The sequence below is a fragment of the Segniliparus rugosus ATCC BAA-974 genome, from assembly GCF_000185725.2.
Lineage (GTDB): Bacteria > Actinomycetota > Actinomycetes > Mycobacteriales > Mycobacteriaceae > Segniliparus > Segniliparus rugosus.
This window is the reverse complement of sequence record NZ_KI391953.1, coordinates 1,884,706-1,908,142: the sequence shown is the minus strand read 5'-3', so window position 1 is coordinate 1,908,142 and position 23,437 is coordinate 1,884,706. Positions and strand designations below refer to the sequence as shown.

26 protein-coding genes are annotated in these 23,437 nt (G+C 68.0%); 14 read left to right on the top strand and 12 right to left on the bottom strand.

Annotation, left to right across the window (positions count from 1 at the left end):
• Positions 1–16: 16 nt before the first annotated feature.
• Genes HMPREF9336_RS09385 through dnaK form a run of 4 tightly spaced genes read right to left on the bottom strand, consistent with a single transcriptional unit; the run spans position 17 to position 4,134 of the window.
• On the bottom strand, positions 17–394 hold the full coding sequence (locus tag HMPREF9336_RS09385; protein ID WP_040585374.1) for a heat shock protein transcriptional repressor HspR: 378 nt from the start codon (positions 392–394) through the stop codon (positions 17–19).
• 2 nt (positions 395–396) lie between these two features.
• Positions 397–1,587 (bottom strand): molecular chaperone DnaJ, encoded by a 1,191-nt coding sequence (dnaJ, locus tag HMPREF9336_RS09380; RefSeq protein WP_007471218.1) that lies wholly within the window; start codon positions 1,585–1,587, stop codon positions 397–399.
• Positions 1,588–1,640: 53 nt separating this feature from the next.
• Positions 1,641–2,288: a nucleotide exchange factor GrpE gene (gene grpE, locus HMPREF9336_RS09375; RefSeq protein WP_007471217.1), complete on the bottom strand. Its 648-nt coding sequence runs from the start codon at positions 2,286–2,288 to the stop codon at positions 1,641–1,643.
• Complete coding sequence (gene dnaK, locus HMPREF9336_RS09370) at positions 2,275–4,134, bottom strand: molecular chaperone DnaK (protein WP_007471216.1); 1,860 nt, start codon at positions 4,132–4,134, stop codon at positions 2,275–2,277. The genes grpE and dnaK overlap by 14 nt, the downstream gene beginning before the upstream one ends.
• Positions 4,135–4,438: 304 nt before the next feature.
• On the opposite strand from dnaK, the gene HMPREF9336_RS09365 reads away from it, so the two are divergent.
• From HMPREF9336_RS09365 to HMPREF9336_RS09345, 5 genes are all read left to right on the top strand, one after another.
• Positions 4,439–5,704, top strand: coding sequence for a hypothetical protein (locus tag HMPREF9336_RS09365; RefSeq protein ID WP_007471215.1), 1,266 nt, complete (start codon positions 4,439–4,441; stop codon positions 5,702–5,704).
• Positions 5,705–5,886: 182 nt separating this feature from the next.
• Positions 5,887–7,260, top strand: a complete 1,374-nt coding sequence (locus HMPREF9336_RS09360; protein WP_007471214.1) for a WS/DGAT/MGAT family O-acyltransferase — start codon at positions 5,887–5,889, stop codon at positions 7,258–7,260.
• A gap of 107 nt (positions 7,261–7,367) precedes the next feature.
• Positions 7,368–8,252 (top strand): SDR family NAD(P)-dependent oxidoreductase, encoded by an 885-nt coding sequence (locus HMPREF9336_RS09355; RefSeq protein ID WP_007471213.1) that lies wholly within the window; start codon positions 7,368–7,370, stop codon positions 8,250–8,252.
• A 94-nt stretch (positions 8,253–8,346) separates the two neighbouring features.
• Entirely contained in the window at positions 8,347–9,333 is a 987-nt protein-coding gene (locus HMPREF9336_RS09350; RefSeq protein WP_007471212.1) for an ATP-binding cassette domain-containing protein, read from the top strand.
• Positions 9,330–10,241 (top strand): ABC transporter permease, encoded by a 912-nt coding sequence (locus HMPREF9336_RS09345; RefSeq protein WP_007471211.1) that lies wholly within the window; start codon positions 9,330–9,332, stop codon positions 10,239–10,241. Before HMPREF9336_RS09350 ends, HMPREF9336_RS09345 begins: the two co-directional genes overlap by 4 nt.
• A gap of 68 nt (positions 10,242–10,309) precedes the next feature.
• On the opposite strand, the gene HMPREF9336_RS09340 is transcribed toward HMPREF9336_RS09345, so the two are convergent.
• The 8 genes from HMPREF9336_RS09340 to HMPREF9336_RS09305 form a co-directional block, all read right to left on the bottom strand.
• Positions 10,310–11,206 (bottom strand): ribokinase, encoded by an 897-nt coding sequence (locus HMPREF9336_RS09340; RefSeq protein ID WP_021030417.1) that lies wholly within the window; start codon positions 11,204–11,206, stop codon positions 10,310–10,312.
• Positions 11,207–11,282: 76 nt separating this feature from the next.
• A complete protein-coding gene (locus HMPREF9336_RS09335; RefSeq protein ID WP_007471209.1) occupies positions 11,283–11,999 on the bottom strand; it encodes a VOC family protein in 717 nt (238 codons plus the stop codon).
• A gap of 57 nt (positions 12,000–12,056) precedes the next feature.
• On the bottom strand, positions 12,057–15,554 hold the full coding sequence (gene dnaE / locus HMPREF9336_RS09330; protein ID WP_244431646.1) for a DNA polymerase III subunit alpha: 3,498 nt from the start codon (positions 15,552–15,554) through the stop codon (positions 12,057–12,059).
• Between the two features lie 212 nt (positions 15,555–15,766).
• Complete coding sequence (locus HMPREF9336_RS09325) at positions 15,767–16,714, bottom strand: RluA family pseudouridine synthase (protein ID WP_007471207.1); 948 nt, start codon at positions 16,712–16,714, stop codon at positions 15,767–15,769.
• Positions 16,711–17,259, bottom strand: a complete 549-nt coding sequence (gene lspA, locus HMPREF9336_RS09320; protein WP_021030416.1) for a signal peptidase II — start codon at positions 17,257–17,259, stop codon at positions 16,711–16,713. The genes HMPREF9336_RS09325 and lspA overlap by 4 nt, the downstream gene beginning before the upstream one ends.
• Before the next feature lie 42 nt (positions 17,260–17,301).
• Positions 17,302–17,805 carry a DUF5078 domain-containing protein gene (locus HMPREF9336_RS09315; protein ID WP_007471205.1) on the bottom strand — a complete coding sequence of 168 codons (504 nt, stop codon included), beginning with the start codon at positions 17,803–17,805 and terminating at the stop codon, positions 17,302–17,304.
• 460 nt (positions 17,806–18,265) lie between these two features.
• Positions 18,266–19,420 (bottom strand): pentapeptide repeat-containing protein, encoded by a 1,155-nt coding sequence (locus HMPREF9336_RS17515; RefSeq protein ID WP_021030415.1) that lies wholly within the window; start codon positions 19,418–19,420, stop codon positions 18,266–18,268.
• Positions 19,420–19,680, bottom strand: a complete 261-nt coding sequence (locus HMPREF9336_RS09305; protein ID WP_007471203.1) for a helix-turn-helix domain-containing protein — start codon at positions 19,678–19,680, stop codon at positions 19,420–19,422. Before HMPREF9336_RS09305 ends, HMPREF9336_RS17515 begins: the two co-directional genes overlap by 1 nt.
• A 163-nt stretch (positions 19,681–19,843) precedes the next feature.
• Here HMPREF9336_RS09305 and HMPREF9336_RS09300 point away from each other — a divergent pair, with 163 nt between their 5' ends.
• Genes HMPREF9336_RS09300 through pyrE form a run of 9 tightly spaced genes read left to right on the top strand, consistent with a single transcriptional unit; the run spans position 19,844 to position 23,424 of the window.
• Entirely contained in the window at positions 19,844–20,026 is a 183-nt protein-coding gene (locus HMPREF9336_RS09300) for a hypothetical protein (protein ID WP_007471202.1), read from the top strand.
• A gap of 4 nt (positions 20,027–20,030) precedes the next feature.
• Positions 20,031–20,729: a trypsin-like serine protease gene (locus HMPREF9336_RS09295; protein WP_007471201.1), complete on the top strand. Its 699-nt coding sequence runs from the start codon at positions 20,031–20,033 to the stop codon at positions 20,727–20,729.
• Positions 20,726–21,151: a hypothetical protein gene (locus tag HMPREF9336_RS09290; protein ID WP_007471200.1), complete on the top strand. Its 426-nt coding sequence runs from the start codon at positions 20,726–20,728 to the stop codon at positions 21,149–21,151. The genes HMPREF9336_RS09295 and HMPREF9336_RS09290 overlap by 4 nt, the downstream gene beginning before the upstream one ends.
• Positions 21,139–21,336, top strand: a complete 198-nt coding sequence (locus HMPREF9336_RS09285) for a hypothetical protein (RefSeq protein ID WP_007471199.1) — start codon at positions 21,139–21,141, stop codon at positions 21,334–21,336. Before HMPREF9336_RS09290 ends, HMPREF9336_RS09285 begins: the two co-directional genes overlap by 13 nt.
• Positions 21,333–21,752 carry a hypothetical protein gene (locus tag HMPREF9336_RS09280; RefSeq protein ID WP_007471198.1) on the top strand — a complete coding sequence of 140 codons (420 nt, stop codon included), beginning with the start codon at positions 21,333–21,335 and terminating at the stop codon, positions 21,750–21,752. The genes HMPREF9336_RS09285 and HMPREF9336_RS09280 overlap by 4 nt, the downstream gene beginning before the upstream one ends.
• Complete coding sequence (locus tag HMPREF9336_RS09275) at positions 21,753–22,076, top strand: hypothetical protein (RefSeq protein WP_007471197.1); 324 nt, start codon at positions 21,753–21,755, stop codon at positions 22,074–22,076.
• On the top strand, positions 22,077–22,361 hold the full coding sequence (locus HMPREF9336_RS09270; protein ID WP_007471196.1) for a hypothetical protein: 285 nt from the start codon (positions 22,077–22,079) through the stop codon (positions 22,359–22,361).
• The gene (locus tag HMPREF9336_RS09265; RefSeq protein WP_021030414.1) at positions 22,358–22,867 is read left to right on the top strand and encodes a hypothetical protein; all 510 of its coding nucleotides are present in this window, start codon (positions 22,358–22,360) and stop codon (positions 22,865–22,867) included. The genes HMPREF9336_RS09270 and HMPREF9336_RS09265 overlap by 4 nt, the downstream gene beginning before the upstream one ends.
• Positions 22,849–23,424: an orotate phosphoribosyltransferase gene (gene pyrE / locus HMPREF9336_RS09260; RefSeq protein WP_021030413.1), complete on the top strand. Its 576-nt coding sequence runs from the start codon at positions 22,849–22,851 to the stop codon at positions 23,422–23,424. The genes HMPREF9336_RS09265 and pyrE overlap by 19 nt, the downstream gene beginning before the upstream one ends.
• Positions 23,425–23,437: the final 13 nt, after the last annotated feature.

The window sequence follows — 23,437 nt, the reverse complement described above, 5'->3', positions numbered from 1 at the left end:
CGCGCGGACCCCGAAACTAACGATTCCGAGGCTTCCAGACCACAAGGGCGGTCGACTTCGGGAACGGCACGATCTCACGCCCCTGGGGGACGGTGCTCGCCGACTGCGCCGTCTCGGCGAGGCGGCGGCGCAGTTCCAGCACTTCCTTGGTCAGCTCCATGATCCGCTTGATCCCGGCGAGGTTCACGCCCTCCTCCTGCGAGAGGCGCTGAACCTCGCGCAGCAGCTCGACGTCGTGCAGCGAATAGCGCCTGCCGCCGCCCGGAGCGCGGCCGGGGCTCACCAGACCCATACGGTCGTATGTGCGCAACGTCTGCGCGTGCATGCCGGAAAGCTGCGCGGCGATAGAGATCACGTAGACCTTGGCGTGCGGGTCGCCCGGCTGCTCGTCCATGCTCATCGCGAGCCCGCCCAATTCGCCCTCGGGTCGAAGCCGCTCGCCTCTTCGGAAGCCGCGTACTTGCGCAGCGCCTCCAGCGCGGCCTCGTCCAGTTTCACCGGCACCGCCACTTGCAAGGTGACCAAGATGTCGCCCGCGCCGCCGCCGCGCTTGACGACGCCTTTGCCGCGCACCCGCAGCGTCCTGCCGTCCGCCGTTCCGGCGGGCACGCGGACCCCGACCTTGCCGTCGAGGGTGGGCACGGTGATGGTCGAGCCGAGCGCGAGCTCGGTGAACCGCACCGGCACCGTCAGCCGGAGGTCGTCGCCCTCCCTGGTGAACACCGCGTCCGGCTCCACATGGACGGTCACGTAGAGGTCGCCGGGGCTGCCGCCCCGGACGCCGGGCTCGCCTTGCGCGGCGAGACGGATCCGCTGCCCGTCGTGCACGCCGGGCGGAACCCGCATCGTGATCGTGCGCGAGCGCGTCGTCAGCCCCGTGCCAGCGCAGTCCGGGCACGGGTCGTCGATGATCTGGCCGGTCCCCCGGCACTCGGCGCACGGCTCGGTGAAGCCGAAGGAGCCCTCCTGGCGGGTCACCAGGCCCGAGCCGTCGCAGTACGAGCATTTGCGCGGCGTGGTGCCCTTGCGGGCGCCCGAGCCACGGCACGAATCGCACGTGACTTGGCTGGTGATCCGCAGCGGGATGGTCACGCCCCGCGCGGCCTCCCGGAACCCGAGCGTGGTCTCGGTCTCCAGATCGTTGCCCCGCCGCGCGCGGCTCCCCGGCCTGTTCGCGGAGCCTCGGCCGGCGCGACCTTCGCGGAAGGCGTTGCCGAAGATGTCCGAGAACGACGTGCTCCCCCCGCCCTCGAAGAGGTCGGCGAAGTCGCGGACCCCGAAGTCGCGCACCCCGGACGAGTAGCCGCTGCCGAAACCGGAGAAGCCCCCGCCGCCCGTCCGGGAGCCGGATCCGAAGAGCGAACGGGTCTCGTCGTACTCTTTGCGCTTCTCCGAATCGGAGAGCACGCTGTACGCCTCGGAGACCTCCTTGAACCGCTGCTCGGCCTTCTCGTCGCCGGGGTGCGCGTCCGGATGGAGTTCCCTGGCCAGCTTGCGGTACGACTTTTTGATCTCGTCCGCGCTCGCCTTCGAATCGACGCCGAGCGTCGCGTAAAAATCTTTCTCGACCCACTCACGTTGGCTCACCCGGCGTCACCTCCTCTCCTACTGATGCTTCGCTGTCATTGATTCTAGAACTGTCACTGATCTGCGGGCTGCTCCTGACTCGCCTCGGGCTGTTCCGTCGTGTCGTGCGGCGGGGCCTGCACGTCCTCCACGACCACCATCGCGGTGCGCAAGATCCGCTCGCCGTGCCGGTACCCCTGCCGGTAGACCGCCGCGACGACCGAGAAGTCGCCCTCGCCGGTGTGCTGCACCGCTTCGTGCAGTTGCGGGTCGAACGGCTCGCCCACCTCGCCGAAGGCGACGATCCCCTGGCTGTCGAAGGCCTGCTGGAGTTTGTCCGCCACCGATTTCAGCGGGCTCGACTCGAGGTCTCCGTGGCTGCGCGCCCTGCCGAGGTCGTCGAGCACCGGCAAAAGCGTGGCGTAGACGGAGGCCTTCGCCGCCTCGATCACGCCGGCCCGGTCGCGCTCGGTCCGTTTGCGGAAGTTGGCGTAGTCGGCCTGCACCCGCTGAAGGTCCTCGGTGAGCTCGGCGATCTTGTCTTGCGCCGCCTCGTCCTGCTCCGACGCTCCGGGGCCAGGCTCCCCGGCCTCCTGAGCAGGCGCCTCCGGCGCCTGCTCAGGAGCTTCCGAGTCTCGCACAGTCCCGGTCGTCGGATCGATCCGACGGCGGTCGGTGATGGTGACCGGCTCGCGCTCGGCCGAAGTCTCAGGCTCGGCCATGGCTCTTCCCGTCGGTCTCGTCGGTCACGACTTCCGCGTCCACCACGTCGCTGTCCGCGCTCGCGGCGGAGGCGGCCCCTTCGCCCGCCGAGGCGGACTCGGAGGCGGACGCCTCGTAGATCGCCTGGCCGACCGCCTGGGACTCCTCGGCGAGCTTCTCGACCGCCTGCTTGATCGCGGCCAGGTCCGTGCCCTCCAGGGCCTTGCGGACCTCGCCGACCGCACCGTTCACCTTCTCCGCGACGTCCGAGGGCACCTTGTCCTCGTTGTCTTTGAGGAACTTCTCGGTCTGGTACGCGAGGCTCTCGGCCTGGTTGCGCACCTCGGACTCCTCGCGACGGGCCTTGTCCTCGTCGGCGTGCGCCTCGGCGTCCTTGATCATCCGGTCGATGTCCTCCTTGGAGAGGGCCGAGCCGTCCTGGATCTTGATCCGGTTCTCCTTGCCGGTGCCCTTGTCGCGCGCGGTGACGTGCACGATGCCGTTGGCGTCGATGTCGAAGGTGACCTCGATCTGCGGGACGTTGCGCGGCGCGGGCGGGATGCCGGTCAGCTCGAAGGAGCCGAGCAGCTTGTTGTGCGCCGCGATCTCGCGCTCGCCCTGGTAGACCTGGATCTGCACCGAAGGCTGGTTGTCCTCAGCGGTGGTGAAGGTCTCCGAGCGCTTGGTCGGGATGGTCGTGTTGCGCTCGATGAGCTTGGTGAACACCCCGCCCTTGGTCTCGATGCCGAGCGAGAGCGGCGTGACGTCGAGGAGCAGCACGTCCTTGACCTCGCCGCGCAGCACGCCCGCCTGCAGGGCGGCTCCGACCGCGACGACCTCGTCCGGGTTCACGCCCTTGTTGGGCTCGCGCCCGCCGGTCAGCTCGCGCACCAGGTCGGTGACGGCGGGCATCCGGGTGGAGCCGCCGACGAGGACCACGTGGTCGATCTGGCTCACGGAGATCCCGGCGTCCTTGATGACCTGCTGGAACGGAGCGCGGGTGCGCTCGAGCAGGTCCGAGGTGATCCGCTGGAACTCGCTGCGGGTCAGCTGCTCGTCGAGGAAGAGCGGGTTCTTGTCCGCGTCCACCGTGATGTACGGCAGGTTGATCGAGGTGCTCTGGCTGGAAGAAAGCTCGATCTTCGCCTTCTCCGCCGCCTCGCGCAGGCGCTGCATGGCCATCTTGTCCTTGGTCAGGTCGATGCCCGAAGTGCTCTTGAACTTCTCGACCAGCCAGTCGACGATCCGCTGGTCCCAGTCGTCGCCGCCGAGGTGGTTGTCGCCGGAGGTCGCGCGCACTTCCACGACGCCGTCGCCGATCTCGAGCAGGGACACGTCGAAGGTGCCGCCGCCGAGGTCGAACACCAGGATGGTCTGCTCCTTCTCGCCCTTGTCGAGGCCGTAGGCCAGCGCCGCCGCCGTCGGCTCGTTGACGATGCGCAGGACGTTGAGGCCCGCGATCTGCCCGGCCTCCTTGGTGGCCTGGCGCTGCGCGTCGTTGAAGTACGCCGGGACCGTGATCACCGCGTCGGCGATGGTGTCGCCGAGGTAGGACTCCGCGTCCCGCTTGAGCTTCTGCAGCACACGGGCGCTGATCTCCTGCGGCGTGTAGTTCTTGCCGTCGATCTCGACGGTCCAGTCGCTGCCCATGTGGCGCTTGACCGAGCGGATGGTCCGGTCGACGTTGGTGACCGCCTGGTTCTTGGCGGGCTGGCCGACGAGCACCTCGCCGTTGCGGGCGAAGGCCACGACGGACGGCGTGGTCCGCGCGCCCTCCGAGTTGGCGATGACGACGGGGTCGCCGCCTTCGAGGACCGAGACCACGGAGTTGGTGGTGCCGAGGTCGATGCCTACTGCACGAGCCATAGTTGTCTTTCTCCTTGTTCTTTCGAGAGACTTCAGCGAGTCGCGCTCAAGTCTGCCACATTGTTTTCAGTTCGTCAATCAAAATTGAGTATACATCGCTCAACTTCTGTCGATCAGCTCAACCAGCCCCCGGCTCCGTTTATTCCCGCTTTATTCCCGCTTTATTCCCGCGACTGCTCCCCTCCTCCAAGCGCGCAGACTGGCGGGACGAGAAGCCAGGCGGTGAAACACGGAGGGGAATCATGCTGTCGTCCATCCACCGAATCTTCGGGCCCTGCGCCCCATCGGATTGGAGGCGGGCGTCGTGACCAAGCCCGCCATCGCCAGGCTCGCCTCCGCCATCGTCGCCGTCGCCGTGTTCTGCGGGGTCGTGGCGCTCGGGCTGCGGGGGCAGGGACAGCGCGCGCCGATGGATTCGGACGCGCCGCCCATCGCCTACACGACGGCCGACAAGGACAGCCTCGTGCTGTTGCGCGGCACAGCCGAAACCGCCAGATGGCCGGACCCGAAGACCGCTCACAAGCAATGGCGGCTGGACGCGCCCCAGTTCACCGAGGACGGCAGATTCCTCTACACGATGGCGAGGACATTCCGGCCCGGCCCATCGGGGACGGCCAAAGCGCAATTGGTCGTGATCGACGCCCGTTCCAACGCCGTCCGCGTCCTCCCCGCCCCTGCGGACAAGCAGCTCGCGTACGGGGACGAGGTCCGCGCTCTCGAAGGCAGCAGCGTCGTCTGGCTCGGGACCGACAGCTCGCAACGCTCGGCGGCGGAGACTGTGTCGGCTCCGAGGCGGCTGATCGCGATGGACCTGGGCGACAAAGATCCGGGGCCGAGGCTGCTCCGCAGCGTGGCGCTGCCGGAGCCGAACGCCGAAGAGCAAGCGGAGAACGAGCACTGCCCGACCTGCGTGCGCGGCGGCTACCTCGTCGGCGCGGGGGGCGGCAAGGTCGTGCTCGGCAGGATGAACACCTACCCAGGCGCGCGCGGCTTCGCCGACCACCTCTACCTCGTCGCCCCGGACGGATCGACGCGCGATCTCGGCCATATCCCGAAGGCCGAGAACGACCGACCAGGGCTCTTCAGCCCGGACGGAAAAAATTTCGCGTACCCCGACTCCGCCTGGGGCGGCGCGAGCTGCGGCGTCGGGACCAGGATCGTCCAATTCGACCTCTCTTCGTCATGGCCAGGAGGCCGGGTGCTGCGCACTCCCTTCCCGCAAGCGGAACCGTACGACGAGATCCGACAGCTGTGGTGGACCGTGGACAGCAAGCTCCGCATCAGCGGCAACGCCCTTGTTTGCGATATATTCCGCCCCGAGGGGCAACGGGCGGCGCGCACGCCGAGCGTGTGGGAGCTCCGAGGCGACCAGTGGACGCAGATCGACCCCGACGGCTTCCTGCTCGACGTCACGCTGCCCAACGGGGACAGCGTCGTCGTCACCGAGGCGACAGCGGCTCCCGGTTACAACCGGATCGACAGCCTCTCGATCCGGCACGGCGGGCAGCTCATTCGCATCGCGGACGACGTGGGCGACGTGGCCGTGGCCTCGGGCTGCCGGGCTCCATGAGATCCGAACAGCCGACACGCTCGTCCCCACCCCCTGCCCTGGCGGTTCTCCGGAAAGCGGGCCGGTGTTTACATACTCTTTTCCATTTCCTTCCATGAGATCCGCCCTACTTTCGGTAATGTCTGTGAGGTAGCGCTCGTAGCCCCGCCCACCCGCCACCGCTGCCGCAGAAGGAGCCGACGATGCCTCTCATGCCGATCAGCGACGCCATGTTCCTCCTCATGGAGTCACGCGAGCATCCCATGCATGTCGGAGCCGTGCAGCTGTTCCAGCCGCCGCCCGAAGCCGGCCCCGACTACGGGCGGGTCTTCCACGACCAGCTGCTCGCCACCGCCGACGTCTCGGGCGATTTCCGCAGACGGCCGGGGCAGCCGCTCGCCAGCGCCCGCGCGCTGCGCTGGGCCACCGACCCCGAGCTGGACTTCGAGTACCACGTGCGCCGCCTCGCCCTGCCAAGCCTGGCGGGGATGGACGAGCTCTTCGCCCTCGTCTCCCGCCTGCACAGCGCCGCGCTGGACCGGCACCGCCCGCTGTGGGAACTTGCCGTCATCGAAGGCCTCGCCGACGGCAAGCTGGCCATCTACACGAAAGTGCACCACAGCCTCATCGACGGGGTGGGCGCTCTGCGCACTCTGCTGCGGACGCTCTCCGACGACTCCGAGGCGCTTGACTGCCCCGCGGTGTGGGCTCAGCGCGGACGGCGCGAGCCGGCCCAGGCCGCCGTCGCCCCGAGGGGCCCCTTTGCCATGATCCGAGGAGCCCGCGCCGCCGCGAAGGGCGCGGCCGAAGTGGCTCCGGGGCTGGCCCGCTACGGGGCCGGGCTCGTCCGGGGGTCCGGCCTGGTCCGACCGATGCAGGCGCCGAGGACGATGCTCAACGTCCCCATCGGCGGGGCCCGCAGGGTCGCCGCCCGGTCGTGGCCGCTGCAGCGCGTGAAGACCTTGGGCAAGACTTTGGACGGGACCGTGAACGATGTGGTGCTCGCGATGAGCGCGGGCGCGTTGCGCGCGTACCTGTCGGAGCAGGGGGCGCTGCCGGACAAGCCTCTGGTGGCGGCCTGCCCGGTGTCGATGCGCAAGGAGGGGGACCAAAACGCGGGCAACGCGATCACTTCTTTGCTGGCGAACCTCGCCACCGACAAGGCGGACCCCGGCGAACGGTTCGAGGCCATCGTGAGGTCCGTGCGCAGCGCCAAGTCCATGCTCGCGACGATGACCCCGCTGCAGCAAGTCGTCACCGGCCTGATCAACACGGCTCCCGCGGGGCTCGGCGGCTTCCCGGTGATGCGCGACCGCGCCGCGCCCGCCTTCAACATCGGCATCGCCAATGTGCCAGGGCCGAGCACCGCGAGGTACTGGAACCGGGCCGAGCTCGTCGGCCTCTACCCCGCCTCCATCGCGATGGACGGGCTGGCGCTGAACATCACCGTCACCAGCACCGCCGACGCGCTGCACTTCGGCCTCACCGGCTGCCGCTCGAAGGTGCCCCACCTGCCGAGAATCCTCGGCCATCTGGAGGATTCGCTCGCCGAGCTGGAGGCGGCAGCGGGCGTGTGACGCCGAGGACCACAGCCTTCCTCCTCGGCCGGGCGTGGACAACTCTTCCGGCGGTGCTGTAGGGTGACTCACACAATTATATCTGCTACCAGGAGACTCAGATAAATATGAAGGATTTCCGCGACAAAGTCGTAGCGATCACGGGGGCCGGCTCGGGCATCGGCCGGGCGCTCGCGTTGAATTTCGCCGAGAAAGGAGCCCGCCTCGCGCTCTCCGACGTGAACTTCGCCTCTGTGGCCGAGACCGTCTGCCTCGCGGAAAAGCTGGGCGCGCAGGCGAAGGCCTACACGCTCGACGTCGCCGACCGCGACGCGGTCATCGCCCACGCGGCCGAGGTCCGGGCCGACTTCGGCAAAGTCAACGTCATCGTGAACAACGCGGGCGTGGCCATGGGCGGCAGCGTCGAAGCGATGGACTGGAAAGACATCGACTGGATCCTCAACATCAACTTCCACGGCGTCATCAACGGCACCAAGGCGTTCCTGCCCCACCTCATCGAGTCCGGCGAAGGCCAGATCGTCAACATCTCCAGTGTCGCAGGTTTCGTCGGAGCGGCGTTCGGCAGCGGCTACTGCACGTCGAAATTCGGGGTGCGCGGCTTCACCGAGTGCCTCCGCCAAGAGCTGATCGCCGAGAACAAGCCGGTCCGCGCGACTGTCGTGCACCCCGGCGGGGTCCGGACGAACATCGCCGCCAACCCGAAGGCGACCGACGACCCCGACACCGCCCGCAAGTGGTTCCACCGGGTCGCCGCGACCAGCCCGGAGGGAGCCGCGCGCATCATCGTGCGCGGCATCCGATGGAACTCCCCGCGCATCCTCGTCGGCCCCGACGCGTATCTGATCGACCTGTTCCCCCGGATCCTCGGCGGGCGCTACCAGGACATCCTCGCCTGGGGCACCCGCTTCGGGCTCTGGTTCCTCACGAAGAGCCGGTTCAACACGAAGCGGTTCGGATTCGACCCGGAGAAGTTCGGCATCAAGATGTCGTAGCGCGCCGCATGGACACGCCCTCCGAGCTGCGCGGCCCCTCTCGGGCTCGCCCTGTTCGTGTAGTCTCCAGACACGATGAAGCTCGGAAGGCCGCATGACGGCCATCGCTGACCCGCTCACCGGAGCGGTCATCCAGCAGCAAAGCGCAGCGTCTACGGCAGACGCTGCGCCTGCTGTCGAAGTGCGCGGCTTCACCAAGTCATACCGAGGGAACACGGTGATCTCGGACCTCTCCTTCAGCGTCAACCCCGGAACGGTGACCGGGTTCCTCGGCCCGAACGGCAGCGGCAAATCCACCACCTTGCGGGCGATCCTCGGCCTCGTGCGCCCCGACTCCGGGCAGATCCTCGTCGAGGGCTCGCCCTTGGCCTCGGCCCGCAACCCTGGCAAGGTCGTCGCGGGCGTGCTCGACGCGAACGGCATGCATCCGAACCGCAAAGCCGTCGACCATCTCAAGATCTACTGCGCGGCGCTCGGCGTGCCCGATTCCAAGGCGAAAGAGGCGCTCGAAACTGTGGGGCTCGGCTCTGCCTCGGCAGAGCGCCCCAAGGCGTACTCCCTCGGCATGCGCCAGCGCCTCGCCATCGCCACCGCCCTGCTGGGCGACCCGCGCATCCTCATCCTCGACGAGCCCGCCAACGGGCTCGACCCCGCAGGACTCGCCTGGCTGCGCGGGTTTTTGCGCGAGTTCGCGCAGGCGGGCGGCACGGCGCTCATGTCGAGCCATCTCTTGCGCGAAGTGGAGCAGACCATCGACCATCTCGTGGTCATCAGCCAGGGAGCCGTGGTGTTCGAAGGCTCGTTGGAGACCCTGCGCGGAGCCCAGGCCACGCGCACCTACGTCGCCAGCTCCGACCCGGCGGCGTTGCGCGCAGCGCTGCGCGAGCGCGGGGCCATCAGCGCGGAGCCCACCGAGGACGGCAGGCTGCTCGTCACCGGGCTCGACCGCGACCAGATCGCGCGGATCGCCGAGGCCGCGCAGATCGCGCTCTTCGGCCAGGCGGACGACTCGGTCGGCCTCGACCAGCTGTACACCTCCCTCGTCACGCCGCAATACGTGGCCAAGAGGGCCGCACCATGACCACGACCGCGTTCGGCCCGGCGGCCGCCAAGAAAGAGCGCCCCGAGTTCTTGCGGCTCGTCAAGTCCGAGTGGCGCAAAGTCCGCTCGCTGCGGTTCTGGTGGATCTTGCTCACCGCCCCGCTCGTCATCACGGCGCTGTCCACGGTCGCGGGACTCGCCGCCCTCGCGGGGGTCCAGGGCGACGAGGACGCGTTCCACCGGTACGGCTCCAGCCTCTTCAGCGTGTTGACCCTGCTGCTCGGCTACGCGGGGTTTTTCGCGGCCGGAGCGCTCACGATCCTGTTCTGCGGCATCTTCGCCGGGGTCAACGCCGCGTCGGAATTCCAGCACCGGACCATCGCGCACACCTACGCCACCGCCCGCTCCCGAGACCGGGCCATCGCGGCGAAGCTCCTGGTCACCACGCTGTTCGGCATCGGCTATGGCTTGGTTTTGGACTTCGTGGTGGTGCTCGCGACCTATCTCCTCGGCTCGTTCGAGTCCAGCACCCTGCACCGCTCCAGCATCAGCGCCGGTTTCGTGGCGGGAGTCTGCCTCGCGTCGGTCCTCGTCGCGGTGCTGTGGACCTGGATCGGCACCGGGCTCGGCCTGTTGGCCGGCAGCCCGCTCTCCGCAACGGTGGCCCAGGCCTTCTGGTCCTTCCCCGGCGAGCCCCTCCTCTGGCTCATCCTCGGCTTCATCACGCTGAGCAGCCAGGGAACCGGGGCCGCCGCCGCGGCCCGGTTCCTCCCCGTGAGCGCCACGGGACAGACCCTCCTCGGCTCTGCCATCGTGCTCGACAAATCGGGGGCCGACCAGAACACCGGGATCACCATGCTCGCGTACGGACCCCCGTCCCTCGCCGTGTGGGCCGTCCTGATCCTCGGGCTCGGGTGGTGGCGCGCTCGGACCCGCGACATCACCTAGACTCCGCGCATGGTCGCGCGGAGCACGTCCGAGGAGGCGGAGCCCGAACGCAAGGAGCCGGAGCGTGACTAGGCCCTGAGCCCGTCCAGCGCCTGGTCGATCTCTTCAGAGGTCGGCGCGCAGTTCCCCGCGCCAGGCACAAGCGTCGCGAGCGACCCCGCGACCGCCGCCCGCCGCAGCGCCTGCTCGGGCCCGAGGTGCCACGAGGCGGCGAGCACCCCTGCGAACACGTCGCCAGCCCCTGTGGTGTCCACCGGCTGCACCTTCGGCGAGGGCACGTTGACCTCCCCGCGCGGACCTTGGTAGCGGGCTCCGCGCGCCCCGAGAGTCGTCACCACGTGGCGCACGCCGCGCAGCCGCTCGCCCAGCTCCCGCGCCTCGCCCTCATTGACGACCAGCACGTCCGCCAGCTCCAACAACTCCGAGGGGAACGACCCAGGCGGGACCGGGGAGAAGTTCACGATCGTCAAGACCCCTGCCTCCCTCGAAGCCCGCAACGCGTCCACGATCGCGTCGAACGGCACTTCGAGCTGGCACAGCAGCATGTCGACTCTGGTCAAAACGCTCTCCGCCGCTTCGGTCAGCGCCAGCTTGTCGTTCGCCCCCGGCGGCACGATGACGACGTTCTCCCCGGTGTCGTCCACCAAGATCACCGCGACCCCGTTCGGACCCGGCACGGTCATGCTCCCGGTCAGGCCCACTTTCTCCCGTCGCAGCCTGCCGCGCAGCACGGCCCCGACCTCGTCCTCCCCGAACGATCCGATGAACTGGACGACTGCCCCCGCCCGCGCCGCGGCGACCGCCTGGTTCGCCCCCTTGCCGCCCGGCAGACGCTCCAGCGACCTCGCGAGCACCGTCTCCCCCGGATGCGGGGGCCGCTGCACGCGGAGCACGAAGTCTTGGTTCACGCTGCCGAACACCGCGACACGGGGGACTGCAGAGGATTTCGCCCTTGGACTCGACATCGTCACACCATCCCCCGTCCGATCAGAGATTTCAACAGGAGTCCGGGGCCAGGAAGGGAAAACATAGCCGTCCAGCCTATCCGGTCCGCTGCTCGATCACGAGGGTCGGCGTGGCCAAACCGGGGTCTTTGACCGTGGCGACCCGCGTCCCCGGCTTGTGGCCCTTGCGGATCTCGCTGACCTCCACTCCGCTTTCCACAAGCCGCGCGTGGGTCGCCTCGATGTCGTCGGCGCGCCACGCGATCCCCCAGATCGAGTCCGCTTTCCCCGGCAGACCTGGTTTGACGAGCACTTCGACCACCGTGTTCTGGCAGCGGAAGAAAAGCTGCTTGACCACCTTCATCATTTTCTGCTCCAGCCGCAGGTCCAGGCCGAGCCTGCCGCCGAGCACGGCGACGATCCGGTCGAGGTGCGTGGTCGAGACGACCACGTGGTCGATGGCGGCGATATCCCCCGCCGTCGGCTCGGCCTCGGCCCGCTCGACCACGCCAAGCAACAGACCGTTCACGACGCCCGCCGCCGCGCGCCGCCCGTCCCCTGTCTCCTCTGCGGCCGCCGGGACGAGCGGGAGGCCTCGGCGGGTCAAGAGTCGCACGGCCCCCTCGTAGTCCTCCGAGGAGAAAACCAGCCCCGGCCTGGGAGCCCACGCCGGGCGGCCCAGCTGCACCGCCGCGTTCGAAACCCTGGGCTCGGCCCCGGCCTCCCTCCCGAGGAACCGCGCGTACGCGGCCCCCGCCAGCTCGTGATCGGGCACGTCGAGGATCACCCGGTCCAGCGCGAGGTCGAGAGCCATACCGCAATTCAACCAGAGGCGATCAGAGCGCAGCAAGGAGCCTGAGCGCCCCGAAGGCTAATTGGCCAGGCAGTTCGGGCCGATCAGCGCTTTCAGATCCCCGTAGAGCTCCGGCGAGGGGGTCACCGTGAGCGCCTCGTCCAGCCGGAACGACAGAGACTTGCCGTTGCGGTGCAGGTCCAGGAGCACTTGGGTCGGGCCGGGGTTGCGTTCGAGGATCTCCCGCAGCTGGCCGACCGAGTCGGGGTTGCACCAGCTCTCCGAGACCGAGAGGCGCAACGTCCCTGCCGAGGTCTGCGGGGTGAGCTCCACGTGGCTCACATCGCTCGCGATGAGCGCGATCCGGTCGTCGCGGAAGTTCACCCGCGCGTTGATGAGCACGACCGTGTCCTCGACGAACTCCTCGCCGTACGCCACGTAGTTCTGCGGGAACAAGAACACCTCGATGCCGCCGACGAGGTCTTCGAGCTGCGCGCTCGCGTACGGCGCGCCGTTCTTGTTCACCCGCCGGTTCACCCCGGAGAGCACGCCGCCGACTTTCACGCTCGTCCCGTCCTTCACCTCGCCGTCGAGGATCGAGCGGATCGACACGTCGGTCGCCGCCGCGAGCGCCTGCTCTAAACCCGCGAGAGGGTGCCCGGAGACGTACAGGCCCAGCATCTCCCGCTCCAAAGCGAGTTTCTGCTTCATGTCCCATTCCTCGTCTGGGATCTGCGTCTCGAAGGTGGACGCGAGCTCGGGCGACCCCGACTCGAAGAAATCGGAGAACAGGTCGTACTGGCCTTGCGCCTCGGCTTTCTTCGTGCCCATCACCGCGTCCACAGCCTCGGCGTGCACCAGGTAGAGGCCCTTGCGGGGATGCCCGAGCGCGTCGAAGCCACCCGCTTTGATGAGCGACTCCACCGCTTTCTTGTTGCAGGCCGCGATATCCGCCTTGGCGAGATAGTCCGAGAAGCTGGTGAACGCGCCCTCGGCTTCGCGCGTGCGGATGATCGACTCCACCAGCCCCACCCCGACGTTGCGCACCGCGGAGAGCCCGAACAGGATGTCCTCGCCCACCGCGGCGAAGTCCACCCTGGACTTGTTCACGTCAGGCGCGAGGACCGTGATGCCCATCTTGCGGCAGTCCGCGAGGTAAACGGCCGCCTTGTCCTTGTCGTCGCCCACCGAGGTCAGCAGGGCCGCCATGTACTCCGCCGGGTAGTTGGCCTTGAGGTAGGCGGTCCAGTACGCGACCAGGCCGTAGCAGGCGGCGTGCGACTTGTTGAACGCGTAGTCCGCGAAGGGCAGCACGGTGTCCCAGAGCGCCTTGATCGCGGCCTCGGAGAAGCCATTGCCGAGCATGCCCGCCGCGAAGCCCTCGTACTCCGCCTGGAGCACTTCGAGCTTCTTCTTGCCCATGGCCTTGCGCAGCGCGTCGGCCTTGCCCATCGAGTAGCTCGCGACCTTCTGCGCGATGAACATGATCTGCTCTTGGTAGACGATGAGGCCGTAGGTCTCGGCGAGGATCTCCTTGAGCGGCTCTTCCAGCTCGGGGTGGATCGGCTTGATCTGCTGGCGGCCGTTCTTGCGGTCGGCGTAGTCGTTGTGCGCGTTCACGCCCATCGGGCCGGGCCGGTACAACGACAGGACGGCGACGATGTCGCCGAAGCCGGTCGGGCGCATCCGGCGCAGCAGGTCGCGCATCGGGCCGCCGTCGAGCTGGAACACGCCGAGGGTCTCGCCCCTCGACAGCAGCGCGAAAGTCGCCGGGTCGGTGAGCGGCACGGTCTCAAGGTCCAGCTCGATCCCCCGGTTCTGGCGGATGTTCTCAATGGCGTCCCCGATGACCGTGAGGTTTCGCAGCCCAAGGAAGTCCATCTTCAACAGGCCGATGTCCTCGCAGGACGGGTAGTCCCAGCCGGTGATGATCGCTCCGTCCTGCGCGCGCTTCCACAGCGGGATCGTGTCGATCAGCGGCTCATTGGACATGATGATCGCGCAGGCGTGCACGCCCGCGTTGCGGATCAGGCCTTCCAGCGAGAGGGCGGTCTCGTAGATCTTCGCGACGTCGGGGTCGCTCGCGATGAGCTCGCGGATCTCGGCCGCCTCTTTGTACCGCTCGTGCTCGGGGTCGGTGATCCCGGACAGCGGGATGTCCTTCGCCATGATCGCCGGGGGCAGCGCCTTGGTGATCCGGTCGGCGATGGAGAAGCCGGGCTGGCCGTGCAGCACGCGCGCGGAGTCTTTGATCGCGGCTTTCGTCTTGATCGTGCCGAACGTGATGACCTGCGCGACGCGGTCCGCGCCCCATTTCTCGCTGGCGTAGCGGATCATCTCGCCGCGTCTGCGGTCGTCGAAGTCGATGTCGATGTCGGGGGCGGAGGGGCGCTCCGGGTTGAGGAACCTCTCGAACAGCAGGCCGTGCTCGATCGGGTCGAGGTTCGTGATGCCGAGGGCGTAGGAGACGAGCGATCCTGCGGCGGAGCCTCGGCCCGGCCCCACCCGGATCCCCACGCTGCGCGCGTAGGCGATCAAGTCGCCGACGACGAGGAAGTACGAGGGGAAGCCTTTCTGCTTGATGACGTCGAGCTCGAACGCCGCCCTGGCCCGGTACTCCTCGGCCACCCCGTCCGGGAAGCGGCGCTCCAGCCCCCGGTCCACCTCCTTGGCGAGCCAGGAGTTCTGGTCCTCGCCGTCCGGGACCGGGAACACCGGCATCCGGTCGCGTTTCTCCCACACTTCGTCGTAGCTGCCCACCTGCTCGGCGACGCGCAGCGTGTTGTCGCAGGCCCCCGGCACCTGCGAGTCCCACGCGGCGCGCATGAGCTCGGCGGATTTGAGGTAGTACCCGTCCCCGTCGAACTTGAACCGGCCGGGGTCGGACATGGTCTTGCCGGTCTGCACGCAGAGCAGGATCTCGTGGCCCCGCGCATGCTCCTGCTTCACGTAGTGGCAGTCGTTCGTCGCCAGCGGGGGGATCTTCAACCGCTCGCCGAGGCGCAAGAGGTCTTCGCGGACCCGGCGTTCGATGTCGATGCCGTGGTCCATGAGCTCGAGGTAGAAGTTCTCTTTGCCGAAGATCTCCTGGAAGCGTCCGGCGGCCTCGCATGCCTCCTCGAACTGGCCGAGGCGGAGCTTGGTCTGCACCTCGCCGGACGGGCAGCCGGTGGTCGCGATGATCCCCCGCCCGTGCTCGGCGAGGATCTCCGCGTCCATCCGGGGCCACTTGCCCAGCTGCCCCTCGATGGACGCGAGCGAGGAGAGCTTCATCAGGTTGTGCAGCCCTTGCGCGTCCTTCGCCACCATGGTCATATGCGTGTAGGCCCCGGAGCCCGAGACGTCGTCGGAGCGCTGGCTCGGCTGGCCCCAGAACTCGCGCTTGGTGGAGAACCGCGAGGACGGCGCGAGGTACGCCTCGATGCCGATGATCGGCTTGACCCCGTACTTCTTCGCCGCCCGGTAGAACTCCGCCGCACCCCACATGTTCCCGTGGTCGGTCATGCCCACGGCGGGCATCCCGAGCCTGGCCGCTTCCTCGAACATCGCGTTGACCTGGGCGTGTCCGTCCAGCATGGAGTATTCGGTGTGGTTGTGCAGATGCACGAACGAATCGGCCACGGCCGTCCTTTCCGTCAGGCTTCGCAAAGGTCCGAGAGGTGCACTAGCCTACCCGCGCCGGGCCGAGAAACCCAGCCGCGAGGTCTTTGCGGACGACGCTGCGGCGTGTCGGGCCCCCGCTCGGCTCCGCTCCTCTGGCGGAGCCGTCACGCCTGTGGCGGATGGGTTCAGACGGCATCGCGGAGCACCCCGAGCGCGTGCTGCAAGTCCTGCGGCAGCTCGGACTCGAAGCGCATGATCTTTCCGTCCGCCGGATGCGCGAAGGAGAGCCTGCGGGCGTGCAGCCATTGGCGCCTCAGGCCCAGGCGCGCCGCCAGCTTCGGGTCCGCGCCGTACAGCATGTCGCCGCAGCACGGGTGGCGCAGCGCGGAGAAATGCACCCGGATCTGATGGGTGCGGCCGGTCTCCAGCTTGACCGAGACCAGGCTCGCCGCGCCGAAGGCCTCGATCGTGTCGTAATGGGTGACGCTGTGCCTGCCCTCGGTGGTGACCGCGAACCGCCAGCCGGGGCCCGGCCGTTTGCCGATCGGCGCGTCGATCGTGCCGCTCGACGGGTCCGGATGGCCTTGGACCAGCGCCTCGTACCACTTCTCCACCTCGCGGTGCTTGAAGGCCCGCTTGAGCACGGTGTAGGCGTGCTCGGAGGCCGCGAGCACCATGACGCCCGAGGTGCCGACGTCGAGCCGCTGCACGACGCCCTGCCGCTCGGCCACCCCGGTGGTCGCGATGTGGAAACCGAGCGCCTTCAACCCCCCCACCACTGTCGGGCCGCTCCACCCGACGGACGGGTGCACCGCGATCTCCGGGGGCTTCTCCACCACCACGACGTGCTCGTCGGAATAAAGGACGTTGAGGCCAGGGATGATCTCGGGCGCGTCCTCCTCGACCGGCGCGGACGGGGCCGAGGGGACGGACACCTCCAGCCAGGCTCCCGCCACGAGCCGGTCCGAACGTCCAGCCTCTTTCCCGTCGATCAGGGCGTGCCCCGCGTCGGCGAGCTCAGCGGCCTTGGTCCTTGAGACCCCGAGCAGACGCGCGAGGCCCGCGTCGAGCCGCAACCCGGCAAGCCCCTCTGGGACCGGCAGCGAACGCAGCGCGGACTCAGCCTCGGTCAACGCTCTTGCCCAGACGAATGCTCCACCCCGAAAAAGCTCAAGGCCACCATGAGCACGGCTCCGCACACGATGGCCGAGTCCGCGAGGTTGAACACCGCCCATCCTTCCCCGTGGTCCGAGAACAACGAGAGAAAGTCGACGACCTGGCCCCGGAACGGCGCGGGGGCGCGGAACACCCGGTCCACCAGGTTCCCGAAGGCCCCGCCGAGCACCAGGCCGAGGCCCAGCGCCCACCAGAGCGAGCCCAACGCCCGGCTCATCCGAACGATCACCACGACCGCCGCCACCGCGATCGCGGTGAGGACCCAGGTGTACCCCGTCGCCATGGAGAACGCCGCGCCCGAGTTGCGCACCAGCACCAGCCAGAGCGCGCCGCCGAGGAGACGCTCCGGACGCTCCGGATCGAGGTAGGCCACCGCCGCAGCCTTCGAGGCCAGGTCCGCGAGCGCCACGAGGGACGCGACCGCGAACAACAGGCGAACCGCCGCGACCCGTGACTTGGGATCCTTCGGGGCTTGTTCAGCCTGGGGGGAAGATGTGGCCATAGCGGGACAGAGCTTAGCAGCCGCGCGCACGCCGCAGCTGCGTCAGTTGTAGGCGACGGGGCTGTCGTCTCGCCAATCCCACGCCGACTGGTCGTCCCTCGGGTACTTCGAGCAATTCTCCGCCATCTTCGCCACAACGCCCTTGTTGTTCACGAAGAGCTTCGCGTAGTCGGTGTACAGCACGTCCAACGGGTCGCCGAAGGTGGCGGCCATATGCTCGGAGAAGTCGCGGCGCGGCCCGGTCACGCCCGGAGGGAGGGAGAAGAACCAGTGGAGCCGCTCCTGCGTCCGCTGGTCGAGGTCTTCGCCGTGCTTCTTGTACTCCATGATGTAGCGGTCGAACTCCATCGGAGTCTCGAACTTCGCGGCGTCGAGGAGCTGCTCCGCGGTGCACGTGGTGAGGAGCATCTTGCGGGGAATCGGGTACTCGTCCGTGGAGTGGACGTATCCGTCGATGTAGTCCGGCGGCGGGTCGGCGACCGCGGCGGCGGGGAAACTCAGTGCCGTCGCGCCGAAGGCGAGCAGGCCAGCGCTAATTTTTGCCAAGGGTTTTCTCAGATGCGGAGCCATATACTTACTATAACCCAAGAATGTCGGAATCGAAGCTCTCCCGGCCGCGCCGGACCAGCGCGGCGCCTTCGGCGGCCGCCGAAGGCCAGACCAGACCCGCAGAAAACGGGAAGGAGGAAGAAAGACGACGTTTCCGCCCAGGTCAGGGTGAAAACTCGGCTCCCCCGGCTGGACTCGAACCAGCAACCGTCCGATTAACAGTCGGAGCCCGTTTGTAGTGCCTGACGTTGGCGAACCATACCTTACCCATTCTCGCGCAGCTGAGAGTGCTCGCGGCGCCCCAGGTCGTGATGTCTGGCGATAGGCGACGATAGATCTCGTGTGACCACTGTGTGACCACAGCGAAGAGGGTCCGAGCTGCGGGGACTCCGTGCCCCGTGACCAATGAAGCGCAAGAGCTCAAGACCTGTCCCCCGCCGTACCGCGTCCGCAGAACTCACCAACTCAAAATAGGCGGGCAGTTGACGCTTTTGGCCGCTTCGTCGCGCGGAGGCGGGGCGAAGCCTTCGGGCCACTTCGTTTCCGAGTCGTGGTTGCTTTCAGAGAGGTCAACGCCAGTCAGATCAGCTCCCCGCAAGTCTGCCCCTTCGAGATGCGCGCCGCGCAACGACGCTGGTCTGAAACCGGCTCCCGTGAAATGGACTCCGGCGAACACAGCTCCTTTGAAGCGCGCGCCACACAAGTCAGCCCCTTCGAGATGCGCGCCGCGCATTATCGCCCCGTCGAATTCGGCTCCGAACAACTCCGCATACATCAACCAAGCGCCCTCGAGGACCGCCCGGTTCATCTGGGCGCTCGCCATCTTCGCGCCGTCCAGGATGGCGAAGCTCAGGTCGGAGTCTTCGAATCTCGCGAAAGAGAGGTCGGCTCCCCATATGTTCCAACCGCGCAGCGAGCCCTTGTGCGCGGCGTTGAGGTCTGACAGGTCGATGTCGCGCCAACAGTTGGGCAGGTCCCATGACACTCCGGTACGCGCTCCACGGCTGAGATAGTCGTTGAACTCGACGCTGAGCGTGGGCTCTGGTGAGGGCGGGTGGAACACCGCCAGCTGAACGCCGGAGTGCGACAACGAGGCGACCGCACGCACGGCTGCCACTATGTCGTCAGGCGTCGTGCTCCTGCCGTATGCCCAGTTATAGGGCTTGGGCACCTCGACTTCCGGCTCTGCCTGAAGCGGGCAGGCAGGAGGGTGTTTGGAGCTCTGCGTGACGAACGCGATCAGAATCTTCGCCGCGTTAGTCCCGTAGTCCTCGGAGTCGAGGCCTATTTTCTGAAGGGCAAAGACGGCTCCGAGGCGCACGCCCTGCGACGGAGAGTTGAGCTGGTCGACCGCTTTCGCGAATCGGTCAGCGACTTGCCCCTGAAGGGTGAGCTGGTTCTGCCTTCGGTTCTGGTCAATAGTCTCGTTGAGAGTCATGAGGGAGACCAGCAACATCGCGAACGCGGTGATGGCCGCGACTGTCGCGGCCGCTCTGCGCCACGCGGGCCAGTTCCATCCTTCCCAGTCCCATACCTTCCATCCCCGTACACCATATCGAAGTGGTTCTTCCGCCACGGCTTCCGCAGCAGGTTCCTGTGTCAAGTCATCCATTAGTTCTGCGAGCTGGCGGGCGGCTCGTCGAGGACGGAGACTATTTGCGAGATCGGCACGTCGAGCGCGCGGGCGATCTTGACCAGGTGCCGGATGGTGTGGTTGGTCTGCGCCATCTCGTATCGGTGCAGCGTGGCCTTCGCGATCCCTGTGTGCCCCACGAGGTCCGTGAGGCTCCATCCCTTCGCGACTCGCCTGCGCGCCAGCTCGTGGCCCAAGGCGCGCAGGTCGATGCCGTCTTCATCCTCTGCACTTGACATCCCCTCAGAAGATCAGCGAGACTCACCATGAACATACTCACGGATGAGTACGATTCACTCGCGCGGTTCGGCGGCCTAAAAGCCGGGACCCACTAGCACGGCCCGCTTTCCACGCACACCAGACAGGCCGACAGGCCCACGAGAAGACTTGAGGAGCACGCGCATGGCGGACAGCGTCTTGGCCGGTGACAAGCGGTACGACTGGCTGGTGGTGGCCGAGGGGAGGCGCTACGCGGACAGCGTGATCGAGCGCAAGGCCCGTGAGGACGGCTTCATCTACTTCGACGGGAAGCCCTCACCGGAGGACGACGGGCGGGTCATTCTGACCTTCTACAAGGCCAAGTGACGCGATGATCGCTCGCGCTCTCGTCTCCGCCCTCGTGGCCGCGATCCTCATTCCTGTCCCTGCGGCCTCGGCGAGCGAGGGCGCTGACATGGTCGTGCCGGGGGTCTCGATCTTCCAGAACGATCCCGCTGGTGGCCGTTTTGAGTGCTCCTCGGGCTTCGTGGTGAAGCTCTCGGACGGCACGCCCGGGATTCTCACCGCTGGGCACTGCTCGCACGGCCCGTCCGTGCCGGTCACGCAGTTCGACACCAGCTCCACGGAGCACAGGGTCGGCTACTACGTCCGCGCCGCGAACGACGACACCGTGATGGGCGCGGACATCGGGCTCATCTCGGTCCAGAGCGATCTGCCAGTCAGATCGGGCCTGTGGGGCCGGGTACCCGTCGAGGGCATCCTCACCGCCGAGGACGCGCGCTCGCTCCCGGCTGGCGAGCAGGTCTGCAAGATCGGCGCCAAAACTCAGTTCAGCTGCGGCCCGGTGACGGAGGTGCGCGGCGACAAGGTGTTCTTCCGCGCCGACGACACCAACGGCGACAGCGGCAGCCCGGTGTTCGTCCCGGCCCCGGACGGCAAGGGGGTCTACGCGCTCGGTGTCCTCGTGCGGGGCACCGGCTCCTCGGACGGCTCCGGGACCATCGAGGCGCAGACCATCGCCCCGTACCTGCGCGCGTGGGGCGTGAAACTCGTCATCACCCAGCAATGACCGGTCAAGAAGACGCGAAAGAGAGCGCCGTGGAGCAAGAGAACACCAGCCTCGACCACGAGTTCTGGCGGATCGTCGGCCAGGGCAGACGCGCCCGCGCCATCGCCGCCGGAGAGCTGGTCCCGGTCGCGGACGCGCCGTTCGGCTTCCGCGACAGGGCCGCATTCACCCGAACGGCCTGGGAAGCGAGCGGAGCCGGCCAAAGCGCCGAGAGGCTGGGCCAGATCCTCGAAACAGCCGCCGACAAGATCCTCGAGCGGGCACGTTCCGCCGATCGCGCGGGCAGGCTGCTCTTCGCCGCCCCGCCGACAGGACCGCACGACGTTCCCCTGCCGCTGCTCGCTGTTGCGGGCTCCGGAGACGACGGGCTCGGCGCGGTCACATTCTGTCTGCCGGAGGAGGCGTCGACATGCCCGAAGTGAGGATCACGCTCAGTGAGGAGCAGCTCCACGACATCCAAACGGCCGCCGGGCTCAGCGGCCGCACGCCCGATCAGTTCGCCCTTTCCGCAGTGCTCGACGAGGCGCACAGCCTCGTGCAGGCCCCCTGGCCGATCTGCCAAAGGTTGAACGACCAATTCGACGGATTGCTCAAGAGGCTCGCATGACGACCGACGTGCCTGTTCCCCGCCCATTGCGCCGCCTCACCCGCGACGACGTCGCGCTGGGACTCATGTACACCAGCGGCGGGTACTGGTGCTCCGCGGAAGAGAACGCGGCGATCGAAGCCGCCCTCGCCGACCCGGAGTCCCGTCGCGCTGGAGACTTGTTCGACCAAGCGGGAGCGCTGCTCGCGGCGCTCCTCATGGTTGAGTTCGAGAGGCAGGTCGCCCAGCGCGCGGGGTTCGTCGGGACATGCCTCTTCCTGCACGTCAATCGCAGGCCCGCGCCAAGGGGCCTCGACCAGGACGCGGCGTTCGACCTCGTGACAGGAGCCGCCGAGTGCCGGATCGGAGCGCTCGAAGCCGGCGAGCGACTGCGGGCGCTGTGGTCGGTCGGGCACGACCACACGGAGGAGCGGTAGATGGAAGAGCCGGTGAGGGCAGAGTTCCTGGTCCTGTCGCTGAGCCGCGACGAGCTGGCGTGGCTGCGCGAGCTCGCGGCGGACGCGGGGAAGGAGCCGGTGGACGTGTTGCGCTCGTTCTTGTCCCACGCCGTGTACGAGGTGCGCTGTCGAGAGGCGGCCGCGCTGCGCGCCGCGGCGGAGCGCGGCCAGGTCCCCGACCTGTTCGACCGGACGGGCGCGACCGTGGAGGACGTGCGGCGGCTCTCCATGCTCTGGCACGGCGCGATGGGCGCCAGGGAGGAGCTGGAGGCCGAGGGCGGCGAGCCGGAGGTCACGGAGTAGATGGCCGAGTACCTCGTCCCAGGAGACCTGAGGCTCATCGCCGCGAAAGGCGGGCACGACGTCCTCGTGCTGCGCGGCGAGGAGGAAAGGATACGCGTGCTCGGCGTGGCCGTGTTCGCGACCCACGAGGAGGCGGTCGCAGAGTTCGGACGCGTGCCGTTCGGCCTTGACGGGGACCCGGACCGGCCATGCTTCCTGCGCGTGGTCGGCGGCCCGGAATGGCCGAAACACGTCAAGCCGGTCTCAGCCGGGACGGCACAGATGCTGTTGGGGCGGGACCTGTGAGCGCCTTCGTCGTCGCCAAGACGCATGTCGACGCGCTGGTGTCGGCGCTGGTCGGGGTGTGCGGGTACCCGCACGAGTGGGCCGGGGCGCTGGGCCACAAGCTCTGGTCGGAGAACTTCCGGTCGGTGAATTATCTCTACGAGGAGGACGAGCCGACGCCCGTGTACGACCCGGAGCTGGTGGACGGCCCGTTCGACCTGGTCGCCGCGCTCAAAGCCGCCTCATGCATGGACTACCAATCCTGCGAGCACCCGGAATGGAAACAGTCCGAGGCGTTCGCGCTGCTGGAGTTGCTGCGCGCGGAGATTTTCAAACTCCGCCCAGAGCTCGGCGAGAAGACGACGAACAGCTACGGCGAGACCTGCGAGCGCTGGCAGACCCTCCCCGAGGCCGAGAGCGCCCTGTGGGAGGTCGAGGACGCGCGCCAGGTGCTCCGAGCCAGTGATGTCTACGGGAGTCGGCCACGCGATGAAAGGACGGGGACGACATGGACCGCTGTGCCTTAGCCGCAGAGGTGGACGCGGTCTGCCGCCTCACGGGAGAGTTCCGGCTGCGATCCGGCGAACGCTCCAATGAGTACTTCGACAAGTACCTGTTCGAGTCCGACCCGATGTTGCTGCGTCGCGTGTGCGAGGCGATGGTCCCCCTGATCCCCTCGGACGCCGACCTTCTCGGCGGGCTTGAGTTGGGCGGTGTGCCGCTCGCCGTCGTCCTCGGCCAGCTCACCGGCCTGCCGACGCTCTTCGTGCGGAAGGAGGCGAAGGCGTACGGAACCTGCCGACTTGCAGAAGGAGCTGATATCGCTGGTCGGGCCGTGACGCTCGTCGAAGACGTGGTCACCACTGGCGGCGCCGTGCGCGCCGCGGCCTCAGTGCTTCGCCGCAGCGGCGCGGAGGTCTCGCATGTCGTCTGCGCGATCGACCGACGAAATGGAACCAGGGGCGTTCTCGACGATGCGCAAATCGCGGTCCTGGCGGTCCTGACCAAGGGCGACCTCGACGACGCGCGGGCGAAGCCGGGGCCGTCGGGCGCGATCATGCCTGACCGCATAGGCTTGGAGTGAGGCCGATGACGGC

What these genes read in the sequence shown, in the direction of transcription:
- HMPREF9336_RS09385 (WP_040585374.1), bottom strand. Translation starts at nt 394, where the DNA reads ATGGACGAGCAGCCGGGCGACCCGCACGCCAAGGTCTACGTGATCTCT.
- grpE (WP_007471217.1), bottom strand. Translation starts at nt 2,288, where the DNA reads ATGGCCGAGCCTGAGACTTCGGCCGAGCGCGAGCCGGTCACCATCACC.
- dnaK (WP_007471216.1), bottom strand. Translation starts at nt 4,134, where the DNA reads ATGGCTCGTGCAGTAGGCATCGACCTCGGCACCACCAACTCCGTGGTC.
- HMPREF9336_RS09360 (WP_007471214.1), top strand. Translation starts at nt 5,887, where the DNA reads ATGCCTCTCATGCCGATCAGCGACGCCATGTTCCTCCTCATGGAGTCA.
- HMPREF9336_RS09355 (WP_007471213.1), top strand. Translation starts at nt 7,368, where the DNA reads ATGAAGGATTTCCGCGACAAAGTCGTAGCGATCACGGGGGCCGGCTCG.
- HMPREF9336_RS09350 (WP_007471212.1), top strand. Translation starts at nt 8,347, where the DNA reads ATGACGGCCATCGCTGACCCGCTCACCGGAGCGGTCATCCAGCAGCAA.
- HMPREF9336_RS09345 (WP_007471211.1), top strand. Translation starts at nt 9,330, where the DNA reads ATGACCACGACCGCGTTCGGCCCGGCGGCCGCCAAGAAAGAGCGCCCC.
- HMPREF9336_RS09340 (WP_021030417.1), bottom strand. Translation starts at nt 11,206, where the DNA reads ATGTCGAGTCCAAGGGCGAAATCCTCTGCAGTCCCCCGTGTCGCGGTG.
- HMPREF9336_RS09335 (WP_007471209.1), bottom strand. Translation starts at nt 11,999, where the DNA reads ATGGCTCTCGACCTCGCGCTGGACCGGGTGATCCTCGACGTGCCCGAT.
- dnaE (WP_244431646.1), bottom strand. Translation starts at nt 15,554, where the DNA reads ATGCTGGACGGACACGCCCAGGTCAACGCGATGTTCGAGGAAGCGGCC.
- lspA (WP_021030416.1), bottom strand. Translation starts at nt 17,259, where the DNA reads ATGGCCACATCTTCCCCCCAGGCTGAACAAGCCCCGAAGGATCCCAAG.
- HMPREF9336_RS17515 (WP_021030415.1), bottom strand. Translation starts at nt 19,420, where the DNA reads ATGGATGACTTGACACAGGAACCTGCTGCGGAAGCCGTGGCGGAAGAA.
- HMPREF9336_RS09305 (WP_007471203.1), bottom strand. Translation starts at nt 19,680, where the DNA reads ATGTCAAGTGCAGAGGATGAAGACGGCATCGACCTGCGCGCCTTGGGC.
- HMPREF9336_RS09300 (WP_007471202.1), top strand. Translation starts at nt 19,844, where the DNA reads ATGGCGGACAGCGTCTTGGCCGGTGACAAGCGGTACGACTGGCTGGTG.
- HMPREF9336_RS09295 (WP_007471201.1), top strand. Translation starts at nt 20,031, where the DNA reads ATGATCGCTCGCGCTCTCGTCTCCGCCCTCGTGGCCGCGATCCTCATT.
- HMPREF9336_RS09290 (WP_007471200.1), top strand. Translation starts at nt 20,726, where the DNA reads ATGACCGGTCAAGAAGACGCGAAAGAGAGCGCCGTGGAGCAAGAGAAC.
- HMPREF9336_RS09285 (WP_007471199.1), top strand. Translation starts at nt 21,139, where the DNA reads ATGCCCGAAGTGAGGATCACGCTCAGTGAGGAGCAGCTCCACGACATC.
- HMPREF9336_RS09280 (WP_007471198.1), top strand. Translation starts at nt 21,333, where the DNA reads ATGACGACCGACGTGCCTGTTCCCCGCCCATTGCGCCGCCTCACCCGC.
- HMPREF9336_RS09275 (WP_007471197.1), top strand. Translation starts at nt 21,753, where the DNA reads ATGGAAGAGCCGGTGAGGGCAGAGTTCCTGGTCCTGTCGCTGAGCCGC.
- HMPREF9336_RS09270 (WP_007471196.1), top strand. Translation starts at nt 22,077, where the DNA reads ATGGCCGAGTACCTCGTCCCAGGAGACCTGAGGCTCATCGCCGCGAAA.
- pyrE (WP_021030413.1), top strand. Translation starts at nt 22,849, where the DNA reads ATGGACCGCTGTGCCTTAGCCGCAGAGGTGGACGCGGTCTGCCGCCTC.